The organism is Rhodococcus sp. ARC_M6, assembly GCF_022810305.1.
Taxonomy (GTDB): Bacteria; Actinomycetota; Actinomycetes; order Mycobacteriales; family Mycobacteriaceae; genus Rhodococcus_F.
In genome coordinates, this window is the sequence record NZ_JALGQH010000040.1 from 15682 (window position 1) to 27631 (window position 11950).

Consider the following 11950-nt stretch of genomic DNA (forward strand, 5'->3'; position numbering starts at 1 on the left):
CCTCGGTAGCACAGCAGGCGAGATGCGCGACAAAAAGTGTCCGGTCCACTGCTCGATAGATTCCTGAAATCGTCGGGCGCTTGAGGACCCATTCAAGCGACACTCGAACTCAACCTTGATGCCTCTACTCATCCGTGCACTTCTTGTCGGCGACAGTGGCGGCGGCTCACTCGACGAGCGACGTTCATTGCACCCGCTACGCCGTGACTACGGCATGATTTACTTCCCGCCCACACCCGGATTCGGGACGACGGGCAACTCGTTTGCTCGAACGACGGCAGCGCGGCGCACAGCCTTCAGAGTCGGGTAGAAACTGTTGTGCGCGTTGGTATCCAGGTTAAGTGGGACATCCAGACTGCTAATGAGCTGGTGCTCCAACACCCAAGGTTCAGGATGCAGAACCCAGGACACCAATGCATTCTCCGCCATCCATTCGGACAGTATCTTCTCCCCGGTCACGAACGTCCGCCGATTTCCTGACCCCACTCGGCGTAGTTCAAGCCCGAGCTGATCAGACATTAGACACCCGAGCGTCTTACGGAGTGTCGAGCCTTCGGCATTCCCGGTGTAGTGAGTACGTAGCCGTGAGCGGATGTTCTGCTTGCTGGGGGCTTTGCCGTTCGCCGGCGGCGCGGACGGGCTGATTCCCGTGTAGAGCAAGGTCAGTCCGTCCTTCTCCGCGCAACCCGCTGTGTTGATGCCGGGGGGCACTTCTCGGAACCACCACCCGTAGACACCCGGAGCTGCTGGCACCGGACAGGGGCGGGCGAGTACTGCAGCCCGAGTGAAGGGCGACGCTGCCAGGTACGTGGCGCTTTCGTCCTGCGCGGCGCTGCTGGTTGAGATCGTATCCATAGCGAGAATGGTTTCATAGCATTCTGACAGTGAATTTCATCGACACCGCAGCCGTCGAACCGATCGCAACCGTCGGCAAGTGATCCTTCGGTGGCGAGCTAGGGCAGAAGATTTGGGACCCGCACGCACCTACATCACCGATGCTCTGCCTGTCGCCGGCAATCAGGATCGAGACGCCGGTAACCACCCGATACACCTTCCCACACCACCGCCACACCGAACCTCAGCAACAGATCGACGAGATCCGCTCCAGGCTCGTCCGGAACAAGCACCGCCTTCGAGGTATGGGGGACGTGCCGGGCGTAGTCGAGGACCTGCCCGAGTGCCGCCCGGATCGTCGCCCGGCCACTGTCCGCCTTGACCTCGACCAACTCGCCGGTCGTCACGTCGAACACATCGGTATAGAGGGCCGACGACTCCCCCGGCACCACAATCATCTGGCGACATACCGTGTGTCCCTGATCTTCGAGGAACCTCAGATACCGCTCTTGCAGCGCCGACTCACGGCGCTCGGCGTGCACCGGACCGAGATGATCCCGCTCGAACATCTCGATGGTACGGATCTCGGGCGCGATAACGGTCACGCGTGCCGCAGACAACCGTGCCGCCGGATCATGCCCTGCTGGGGCGTCGATAGTCGGCGCGGCCCGGTCGGCACCGGGACTACTGCCGTTGGAATTCAGGCCCAGACGGGCCAGTAGGTCGTCAAGCGCCGGGTGCTCGCGTCCGATCGCAGCGATGGCGGCGACGGCCTCTCGGCGGAAGTTCTCATCCCGGGCGAGGAGGGTGTGCGCCTCGGCGCTCAGACCAGCTCGGGAGCCGAAGCGATGGACCACATCCCTCGGACGCAGTCCCTGACGGAGGGAGGCGTCGGGCAGCTCGATCTGCCACCAGGGTGAATCCGCCAGGGCAATCCACGGTATGGCCGGGTCCGGGGCGCTAGCGGCGATCGCAAAGGGGGTCAGCAGCTTTCCCAGCGCCTGCCGGGCTGCCGAGAACGCGGTGAGACGAGCAGCACTGGACGGCCTCGATATCGCCCATAGCAACACCACGTACTGGTAGAAAGCCGCCGCGCCGTCCTGGCGGTGAACAGTCAGATGGTGGAGGGCGTCGAGCAAGAGCGCCCGCGGGTCGCGGCCGGGACTGCTCTGCGAACCGTCGCGGTCGGACAGGGCCGCGCCAGCGCCGTCACCGTTGCCGGCTGCGGCGCGGGCGGGATCATCCTCCAATGTGGAGGGTGAAGTGGACGCGGACCCGAGGGCGCCGGCTGACGCACCAGGGACACTTGCAGTCTCCTCTCCGACCCAGTCCCGCCACGCCCCGGGACACTCGATATTCGTGGTGTCGGCTCCGCACAGGACGCTCGTCAGCCAGCTCCGCGACACCACTTCCGTATCCAGGACCGTGAACCGTGCACGGTAGTTCTCGAATTCCTGCCCCGAGGCGGTGTGGCGAACCACTGTCAGCACGTCCTCTGCCTCAGGGCTCGGTTCACACGGGACCAGAAGACCGAGAAACCGTACCGCGCGGCCGATTCCGGCTTTCTCGAACAGCAGGAACGGCGGCACCGAAAGTCGGTCCTCCCGGTCTGCGCGGGCTGCGGCGAAAGCGTTGCGCAACAGGATGTTTCCGCCACGCGTGGTCTTGAGCAGGTCTCGGCCCGGCTTGCGGTTGTCACCGAAATAGGTGAACACCCCGGTCTCAGGGTCGAGTGCGTCCGGCCATTCCGCCTCCGCGCCGCTGGTGTAGAGCACCGACAACCGGACCGTGCCCCTCGTCGGTGACCCGGCATGCCGGAAGCCACCTTGGTTTCCGACCGGGAGCAACTTCGCCAACGGGTCATCGCCCGCGGTGCCCTTACTACCGCCGAGATAGACGGCACCGACGTACAGGTCGGCGTCGGCGAGATCCTCGAACGGGATGGTTCTGTTGTCGGTCGGCACGATCGGACACCGTACAGCGGGGCTCCGACACCGAATCACTGCCAGCCACCCCAGTTCGCAACACCGGAGTGCACACCGCCACGCCCAATGAGAATGTCGCACCGGCGGATGCCTTGCCCACACACGAATTCCGGCATCGCGCCTGTTCGTCGATGATAATCCGCGGGGACGATCCCAAGCCGGACGAGATGGGCCGCACTTCCTGCGCGCGCATTCACGCTCAGGCAGCAGCGAGCCTGTACTCGCAGCGCCGAAGCGCCAAGTAGGTTTCACAAGCGGTTCAATTCGGACGTAGTCCGCTGACGATAGGGCAGAAATGGGTCGTTTCACCGAGCACGCGGCGCGGGAACGTATCGACGAGACAGTCGATCTGTGGCGAAAGAATTGCCTCATGGCAGACGGGTCGTTGACTCAGTCGCAACCGGCGGAAACCTGGACGTTGGCGAACGCCAAAGACCTGGAGACACGGTTCACCAACAATCCGCTGGTCGGGTCGGCCGGCGGCGGGACCTTCGCGAGCAAGTTCGAAGTTCAGCTCGAAAATGCTTCCCCCGAACTGAGACTTTTTGCGGCAGAGCTATTGCTCATCCATTTCCTGTTCACCAGTTCCGTGACAGGACGAGGCAAAGTCGAGGTAATCGACAAGACCTTGGCCGATTCCGGATACAAACTAGACACAAGCTCGGTGCCGTACAAGGCAATGTGGTCGAAGATCGGCCACCCTGGTGTCGGATTCAACACGCGCCGAGATCTCCAACTCGGGTTGCTCATCGACTTCACGGTCAGATTGAAAAGCTTGTCTGTGGAAGATCGAGAAGCGGTACTCGCAGATCCATGGGCGCTCGAGGATTTCGTGCGGCAAGCCCCCAGTCAGAACAGCCGCGAAATGATGCACATATTGCTACATCTGTTGCATCCTGATTCGTTCGAGCGAATCGCCTCGGGCGCGCACAAACGTGAGATCGCCAGCGCATTCGCTCAGCTTCTCGATGAGGATGTTCCGGAGGATTGGTCGGTGGACCGCAAACTACTCGCGATCCGGACAAAGTTGGAGAACGACTTCCTGGCGGCAGACGGCTATGTCGATTTTTACCATGCACCGTTGCAGGGGGTGTGGCAGTCCCGCCCGGGCAGGGACAGCGAAGGTACGACCGATATCGAGTCGCTGGAATGGAAGAAGCAGCTCATTCTGTACGGTCCCCCCGGCACCAGCAAGACTTTCACCGCAAGAAAATTGGCCGAGAGCCTGATCCGGCGCGAAGCTCTCCGAAGTTGGGGGCCGCGCAAGTTCTTCGACAACAAAGATCTACTCGAACACCGGGTGAACGAGAACGTCGAGTGGGTGCAACTTCATCCAGGGTATGGCTATGCCGAGTTCATTCGAGGACTTCGGATCGAAGGGGACGAGACTCGCTATCAACCAGGCCTTCTCCCCGACTTGATCGACCGCGCAACGACACAAGATCTTCCCGAAGATCTGACTCCGCTACCGTTCGTTCTGGTCCTGGACGAGATCAACCGGACGGACCTCTCAGCGATGCTCGGTGAGGCATTCTCGCTGCTCGAGCGCGACAAGCGTGGTTTCTCCGTAGCGTTGCCGGGCATCAACAAAGGGGAACCGCCGACGAGGCTGGCGATGCCGGAGAACCTGTACGTCATCGGCACAATGAACGAGATCGACCAATCTGTCGAGACACTCGACTTCGCGTTGCGACGACGATTCCTGTGGAGCGAGTGCCCATTCGAGCGGGACACCCTGTTGGAGATTGTCCGTGCACGATGGGACGGCGATGTCGGGACACGCTTCTCGTTCGAGGACGCGGCGGCGCAGTTGGAGATTTTCGCGGACCGCGCAGTTTCGCTCAACGACGCGATCCTCAAGATGGAAGACCTCGGTCGTGCTTACCAGATCGGGCACACGTACTTCGCGGATATTACGTTCTTCCTCGGGCGATCGCTCAGCAGCGCCCGTCAGAAACCCGATAAAGGAACCTACTTGTGGACCAAAGGAGGCAAAGCGAAGGACCCACTCATCGACCTCTGGGCTCGATCGTTGAAACCTCTACTCGAACAGTACCTTTCCGGAACTGACGCCATGGAGAGCTCCCTCAACGCCCTCTGGACGACATTCAAGTCGCAATGAGAATAAGGGAGCGAATCGTTTACCAAGATCTCGGCGGACTGGTTCCAGGCACCAAAAATCTGAACAACGCCGAAAACAAATGGCTCGAGGAGTTGGCGCCGCGACTGGACCCCACCTCGATGCTGGTCCCGATCAAATATTCCTTCACCAAACATCAAGATCAAGCCGAACCCGTACTGACCCGGCAACTGGACGGAACATGGCGAGCCGGCCGCTACATCGGGGAAATCCGGAGCGGTAACACGATATTGGAGATCCGCCCACGCCTCGGCTTCCCCATCATCGCAGCGTGGGCGAGCGCGGCGTTGAACCTGAAGATCGTCCCGCGCGCCGCCGGCAAGAACGGGACGTCCTTCCTGATCGCCGAACTGCAGGCCGCTGCCTGGCGCCGCGCGCTGGTCGACGCGGCACGTCACGGGATGCCCGCCATCCGCGCGACCGAGCATCACGTAGGGCCCAGTGTGCGGGGGCGACTCGATGTACCCGGCACAGTGCCGTACCGCGCGAGACGGAGCCCGAACCTGGTGTCGCTGACCCAGCCGAAAGTGGTCGACAACCCGGTCACCCGTGTAATCGTGTTGGCCGATCGAGTCTTGAACACTCGAATTCAACGCGCAGGTTGGCGCGGGCCGCGCATCGACGAATTCATTCCCCATCTTCGCGCCGCGACAGGTCCCCGACCTGCTCTCCCGACGAGGCGGGAACTGCGCTCGGTGCGGTACTCGCCGATCACGCAACCCTACAAAGCTGTGGCAGATTTGTCGTGGCTGATCGCCAAAAACAAAGGCCCACAGGGTGATAGTTCCACCGATACACACGATGGAGTCCTGCTCGACGTAGCGGAACTGTGGGAGTTGTTCCTGCTGCATTGTCTGCGCGCCGCCGCAGACGATCTAACGGTTACGCACGGAACGACCGCGGATCTATCAACTCACCTTCTGCACGCCGCAACCGGAGGGCAGAAACTGGGCCGACTGCTACCGGACTTCATCGTCGGAGACGACGCTGCGCCCACCGCGATCATCGACGCCAAGTACAAGCGCCTCAACGATCCGTTCCCCGTGAACCGAGAAGACCTCTACCAACTCACCAGCTACCTGGCTGCTCATTCCGGCGGGGGCATCAGACCCCGCGGCATCCTCGCCTATCCACTACTTCCCGACTCGGCGATGTCGAGCGCTGAAGCGAACGGGCCGTGGAGCCTGCAATGGGGTGGCGGTGGGACGGCAGAATTTCTCCGACTGCCCATCGAAGCCGCAGGCTGTATCGATCGGTTCACAAAAATTCTGTCATCCGACCGCGACACGGTAGATCGCCACAACTACTCGTAGACGGGTGTCCCACCATGGTGAGGATCCGGATCATCCTGTGGAGTGCGGCGATCACCGCCGTTACTACCCCGCGACGGAGATCTCGGCCGCTGCCCACGGCAGCAGTCGGCCGGCCGCAGCACTCCTCCGAGGAGCACCTTGATCCGCTCGGAGACGACGCAAGGCATGGATCAGCTACCCGACTTGTTTCCCTCGTAACTGGCTTCGAATGCGCCGCCCGCAAGTTGAGGGCAGTGAACCTTCCGCTGCATACACGGGCCTTTGCGCATGATGTTCAGTGCAGTTGTGGCGGCCGCCCGGGTGACCGCGACGTCGTCGAGGAGCCGTTCGAGGGCATCGAGCGTGTCGACACGCAGGAGCAGCTGCCCCGGCCCTGATTCCTCGTAGACAGCGGGAGACCATTGTGCGGTCGGGTGGCGGCGCAAGAACGCCCAGACTGATTGGTCGGTGGGGAACAACTCATCCGCGTTGACCTGAATCGTCCCCGGCCCCGATATACCTCGGTTCTGATAGATCACCAGCATTTCGGTCATCGCGATCGTCAAACAGGAAACTCGACCACTGCGCTTGCCAGGTTTGGTCAGGCAGCTGATCGCCCAGGAGTGAAGTTCTGTCCGCGCAGGATAGGGCACACAGCGGGTGAGGTAGCTGCCGATGATGCGGGTGATCTGGTCGGCATCGGGATGGGTGAGGAAGTGCCGGTAGTTGGCCGCGGTGCGGGCGAGTCGTTCGACGGACGAGCTTTCGCGCGCAGTGGTGTCATTGGTGTTGGCGACATCGGGTGCGGCCAGCCAGGTGCGTTGTTCGTCGGGAGAGATCAGGTCGTCGAGGTGTTTGCTTGCCCCGATCATCGTGGCCATCTCGTTGATGTTGCGTGCGAGCAATCCTGCCTCTTGCGCGCTATGGATGAGCGACTTCTCGCGCAGTCTGAGACGCCGTTTGTCATGGAGCGATCGCGTTGCCTCCGCGTCGGAGACCACCCGGATCTGGTGTATGTCCAGATAGCGGCCACGATGCTGCTTGAGCCGTTCGGGAAGATTGATCGATTCGCCGATATAGCACTGTCCATCCGCGAACTCGAGAATGTAGTAGCCACCGGAACCCACACCAGCCTGTTCGAGATACCTGATGAGCGTCGAAGGGGTCGGCTCCAGTGGGATGGAGAACCCGTTCTCGACAGCCCACGCATCGATCTCCTGTGCTCGGGCATGGACTACGTCCGGCTCGGGCAGCGGCTCCGGAGCCGGAGGGATGACGGGCAAAATTGATGCAGGAGTCGCCGCACCTCTGGAATGCCACTGCTTCGATGTATCAGAGGGCACGAGGGCACAGTTCGCCGCCGCTACCGCCATCACGTCATAAAGGAAGTCGAGTTCAGCGGCATCGACGTTCGCATCGACACCGAGAAATCCGGTCGCCTCGGGGTCGAGTTGCCAGCTCCCGTCATGAAAGGTCCAGCGCATCCGCATGTCCCGGACATCGACGTCCAGGAGGTCGCCGACTACCAGCCGAAACTGGGCGCCTAGATCGGGCGGGACCTGCGTGGACATCTCGATCACATTCGTCTCGCGATAGGTAACTGTGAACTCCCAGCCCGCTACCAGCGCGCAGATCATCGCGTCGGATATGGGAACCAGCTTGCCGACCAACCCCCCGAGGACCGGATCGTCGTCATCGGCGAGACGGTCGTGCAGATCGAGAAATCCCCCAGGGCGCCCGGTTGCCGCCTCGGGTATCAACCAGTCGGGTACGTGCGTGTACATGTGCTCGATCACAGACCTACCGTCGCGCGCTGAAATGATACCGCTTAGGGACAGGAGCCCGGTCGACGTCTCGTCCACGCCCCACAGCCCCTGCTCGTAGGCGATCGTCACAAGTGCGTCGTCTATGCCATCCACCGGGGCAGATGCACGAACCTCGATGGAGGTTCGCTCCTCGGTAGCCGACATCCGTACACGTATCGACCAGCCGGCAACGAACATCGGAAAGACCTGGTCCTCGATCTGGTCGGAGATCTCTTCGACGAGGAGTCGTGGTTCTTCGATATCGTTTTCCATGCAGTTACCTTCCAGTTCAATTCCGCAAGTAGGTACATTTGCCGCACCCATCCCTCCAAAAGCCAAGCCGCTGTTCACCGGGGCCGGTAGTAGCCGATAGATGCGGGAACCCGTCGGCCCGACCGAGCAACTACCAGACTTCCCGTGCCGGTCCGGCGCGACGCTCGGCCCTGATACGCGCGACGGTAGTCACCCAATTCACCGCCTTTTTCAGACCTCGGACGATGAACCAGTCCTGCGCGCAATCGGTGAGCGGGTCGACAATGTCGCCGGGCTGCTGCGACGCCATTCCCGCCCGTCTGGAGAACACGGCACCGCGCTCGACGACGAACACGTCCGGGTAGATCTCGCAGGCCAGTTCCCTGCTCGATTTCGCGCGGTGGGTTGCCCGCAGCTCGAACTGCACGGTCCGCTCATCGCGCCGCGGCAACAACGCCCAGTCGATGTCGGGCCGAATACGTGCGGACGAATCCCCCTGACCCGTGTGTCGCTGCTCTATCAGCCACACGGCCATCGGATCGCCGGACAACACCTCGATCCAGTTGACCGCGAGCTCGGTCACCTCGTCGTCGACAACGAAGACATACTCGTCTTCCTCCGGCAGACGGGTCACGACGGCAATGCCCGCATCCGCCACCACCGCCTCGTCTGTCGTGAAAGCCCGACCACATTCGTCGACGAAGACGTCAGGGTGGATCTCGCACGCCGCCTCCCCAGTCGACGTCACTCGATGAGTAGCCTTCACCTCAAATACCATCTATTACAGCCCCTTCCCTGCCGTCGTAATACGCATTTCACATCGGGCGCCCTGGTGCGGCGATTCGGCACCAGGGCGCCGACAACCCTGCCGACACACCGGAAGCACAGATTCGAATGTGAGCACACAGTCCGATACGAGACTTCCTGAATTCGCGTGGCGATCGATTCAAGAACTCCACAGAGTTACGCGATTTCCGCTAACCGAAATGCGAGCGAGCTTGCACCGAGGAGAGTCAGGAGGCGCTAGCAACGGCCGCAACGATGAAGATCAACAGCCAAAAAGCAACAAAGAGATAGCCCAGGACCAGGCCGGCGATAGCCAGGCCACGGCCGTTCTCGCCTGTGCGCCTGATCTGGCTCAGCGCGATGTGGCCGAAGACGATCCCCAGTACACCTCCGAGGATGCCGAAGATGAGCGCGAGGATCGCGAAGGTATTGGTGGTCTGCGAGCGAATGGGTGCGCCGTAGACGGGTTGTCCATCGGCGGTGTAACCGACGATCGGTGCCACCAACGGGCCAGTAGGCACCACAGCTTGTCCTTTAGACGACCGCACGGCCGCGATGATCGCCCCAACTATCATCGCAAGAAAGCCTGCGACGTTGACGATTCCGGCGATAACCTGGATTCCAGATACATCGGTCGTCTGATTCACCGCGCCGAGGAACAGGTTGATGCCAAAGGCCATGAGAAGCCAATGCCACCACTGGATTCCATAATTTAGGTACGCAACGAGTGCGATACCGCCGGTCCCGAGGACGGACGCCACACCGATGACAAACCAGCCCGCTGTGGAGTCTTTGATCAACAACACATGTAGAAATGCGCCGACGATGTTTGCAAGGAAAATGCCCAGGCCGATCCAAAATATCGGTAATCCTAGTAGTGGCCGAGCCGGTGGAGGGGTCGTGGCGCGCCCAGGCGTTCCCTGTGGCAACGGCATCGATGCTGTCGGCGGATAGTGTTCAGACATTGGGACATCCTGCTCCAAAGCATGAAACAGGACAATACCGACCCGTTGGAAATGGCAATTCCGCGCGGTGAATTCGACATTGATGTTCGACACGGGTTCTCGACATACCAGCGTTGCGCGAATGCGCTGTGAATCGCATCGCCAAGCGGCGGCCTATTGGCAGAACTGCACGGCCACAGTCGATCCCGAATCGGGAATCGTGACCGAAAGAGTGGTTCTGGCCCACTTTCCGTGACGGCTCCACATTCGCGCCGCGTGTCGTTCGGGCAGGACTTGGATCGCGCGGGAGATGATCGTTCTGGTGTTCTGAGAACTGTTGTGACCTGCGTGCACTTCTTCCGCATCTGGCGGGGGTCGACATCGATTCGGTCGATGCGACCGCCGTTGGAGTCCTTATTCGTGCGTCGCCGTTGTCGACTTCGGCGAGCTGTCCGACCTGTGGTGTTTCCTCGAAACGAGTGCACAGTCGGTACGAACGCATGCTCGCCGATACGGCTATAGCTGGCCGATCGAGTTACGTTGTCTTGCAGGTGCACCGGTTTCTGTGCTCGAACACCGGCTGTGACCGACGCGCATTTGTCGAGCAGATCGACGGACTGACCAGCCTGGAGGCGTCGCCAACGGAGAGCCCGGCGAATCTTGTTGGTACGAAAGGAAAGAACACGACCCCGGAAACTGGAATCCGGCAGCATGCCGACTGCACATGGGTCGGTCTGTCATGCCCTGATACTGATTCGGGCCGTGAAAACATCATCGGCGAACCGATCAGGCCGGCAGTGACCTCTCACACAAGATTGAGGTTAGGAGACGACGCCACCGCGCTGCTGTTCGCGCTTCGCGGTCGAGCATTCGCGCAGCTCGGCTACAACGAGGCCGCTCGCGAGAGTTTCAAGGAAGCCTTGAGGGTCCGCTCCCGCGCTTCCGAAGTACGACATCGTGCGCTGCTCGAGCGGGCACAGGTCGACCTGGCACAGAACCGGAAAGCGGCCGCACGCAAGAGCATCGAGAAAGTTCTCGCCGAGGACCCCACCTACCCCGGACTTCAGGACGCGCTCGCCGCACTGCCATGATGACGGTTTCCGGCACAAACGTTCACCGCTCCGAAACCGAGCAGGGAGCATCGAAACTGTCCGACCTGTTCAGTACCGACATCACTAATCAAGGCTTCACGAAGTCCGCGAACCCGCCCGGAGTCCCCAACACGGCCGCTTCACCAAGGACAGCCCGCGAGGAACCTACAACTACTGCATCGTCCACCAGGGGAGCTATCTCGGTGAGATCAGCGTCCTCGACGACAAAAGGTTCACCAGCTGACCACGGCACAGTTTCAGATTATCTCGACCGTGAAATAAGTTTCACCGCAATGATTTCCTGCTTGATCCGCCCACGTGGTAAGACTTCGTAGTCGTTCTGTTTTGCCCAGTCGCGGATCGCCTGCAGTTGCTCCGTGGAGCGTCCCGAACCCGTCGCCTTTTCTACTGCTGTTGCAGGCAGCTTGCGACTACGGCGCGCAACTCCGATCTTCTCCGTGACTGAGATGTAAGGCTGTAGAGCCACTCCCATTTTGTCCGCGTTCGCCAATCTTAGATCGATCACGTAATCGATTCCCTGAGGGGAGAATTCGATTCGTTCACCGAACCCGCCGTCAATCGGCTTTCCGTCGAGATCGTCAATCAGCTACCGGATCAGTATCTCTGCCATTGCAATAGTCCTTCGGGTTGATTGGCGCGAGTCTCTGCCATTGCAATAGTCCTTCGGGTTGATTGGCGCGAGTCTCTGCCAACCCGTCAACCGGTTCACAGGGCCTTCGACAGCACCGGATCTGTAGGGCAGGGTCAGCCCATTCCTGACCGAAAAACGGCCGGTGTCTAGTCCTCGCACGAATCGGTAC

Annotated in this window: 10 protein-coding genes and 1 pseudogene; 4 read left to right on the forward strand and 7 right to left on the reverse strand. The window is 61.0% G+C overall.

Translation table 11 applies throughout. The features are described 5' to 3' along the window. Window positions 1-219 precede the first annotated feature (219 nt). Together MTX36_RS26835 and MTX36_RS26840 are read right to left on the reverse strand one after the other, a co-directional pair. Window positions 220-855 carry a GIY-YIG nuclease family protein gene (locus MTX36_RS26835; RefSeq protein WP_243622712.1) on the reverse strand — a complete coding sequence of 212 codons (636 nt, stop codon included), beginning with the start codon at window positions 853-855 and terminating at the stop codon, window positions 220-222. 134 nt (window positions 856-989) lie between these two features. Continuing rightward, window positions 990-2798 (reverse strand): hypothetical protein, encoded by a 1809-nt coding sequence (locus MTX36_RS26840; RefSeq protein ID WP_243622713.1) that lies wholly within the window; start codon window positions 2796-2798, stop codon window positions 990-992. Window positions 2799-3114: 316 nt separating this feature from the next. Here MTX36_RS26840 and MTX36_RS26845 point away from each other — a divergent pair, with 316 nt between their 5' ends. Continuing rightward, entirely contained in the window at window positions 3115-4941 is a 1827-nt protein-coding gene (locus MTX36_RS26845) for an McrB family protein (protein WP_243622714.1), read from the forward strand. Next, window positions 4938-6272 (forward strand): McrC family protein, encoded by a 1335-nt coding sequence (locus MTX36_RS26850; protein WP_243622715.1) that lies wholly within the window; start codon window positions 4938-4940, stop codon window positions 6270-6272. The genes MTX36_RS26845 and MTX36_RS26850 overlap by 4 nt, the downstream gene beginning before the upstream one ends. A 170-nt stretch (window positions 6273-6442) precedes the next feature. Here the strand turns inward: MTX36_RS26850 and MTX36_RS26855 are convergent, their stop codons facing one another. From MTX36_RS26855 to MTX36_RS30330, 3 genes are all read right to left on the reverse strand, one after another. Beyond that, window positions 6443-8329 (reverse strand): hypothetical protein, encoded by a 1887-nt coding sequence (locus MTX36_RS26855; RefSeq protein ID WP_243622716.1) that lies wholly within the window; start codon window positions 8327-8329, stop codon window positions 6443-6445. Window positions 8330-8459: 130 nt separating this feature from the next. Next, entirely contained in the window at window positions 8460-9056 is a 597-nt protein-coding gene (locus tag MTX36_RS26860; RefSeq protein WP_243622717.1) for a hypothetical protein, read from the reverse strand. Window positions 9057-9321: 265 nt separating this feature from the next. After that, on the reverse strand, window positions 9322-10152 hold the full coding sequence (locus MTX36_RS30330) for a DUF4190 domain-containing protein (RefSeq protein WP_243622718.1): 831 nt from the start codon (window positions 10150-10152) through the stop codon (window positions 9322-9324). A gap of 317 nt (window positions 10153-10469) precedes the next feature. Between MTX36_RS30330 and MTX36_RS30335 the strand changes: the two are divergent. Together MTX36_RS30335 and MTX36_RS30340 are read left to right on the forward strand one after the other, a co-directional pair. Beyond that, window positions 10470-10601: pseudogene (locus MTX36_RS30335) on the forward strand (transposase family protein); the annotation flags it as partial. Window positions 10602-10835: 234 nt separating this feature from the next. After that, window positions 10836-11129, forward strand: a complete 294-nt coding sequence (locus MTX36_RS30340) for a hypothetical protein (protein WP_243622734.1) — start codon at window positions 10836-10838, stop codon at window positions 11127-11129. 88 nt (window positions 11130-11217) lie between these two features. Here the strand turns inward: MTX36_RS30340 and MTX36_RS26880 are convergent, their stop codons facing one another. Then, entirely contained in the window at window positions 11218-11382 is a 165-nt protein-coding gene (locus tag MTX36_RS26880; RefSeq protein ID WP_243622719.1) for a hypothetical protein, read from the reverse strand. A gap of 9 nt (window positions 11383-11391) precedes the next feature. Next, window positions 11392-11736, reverse strand: coding sequence for an Lsr2 family protein (locus MTX36_RS26885; RefSeq protein ID WP_279395065.1), 345 nt, complete (start codon window positions 11734-11736; stop codon window positions 11392-11394). Window positions 11737-11950: the final 214 nt, after the last annotated feature.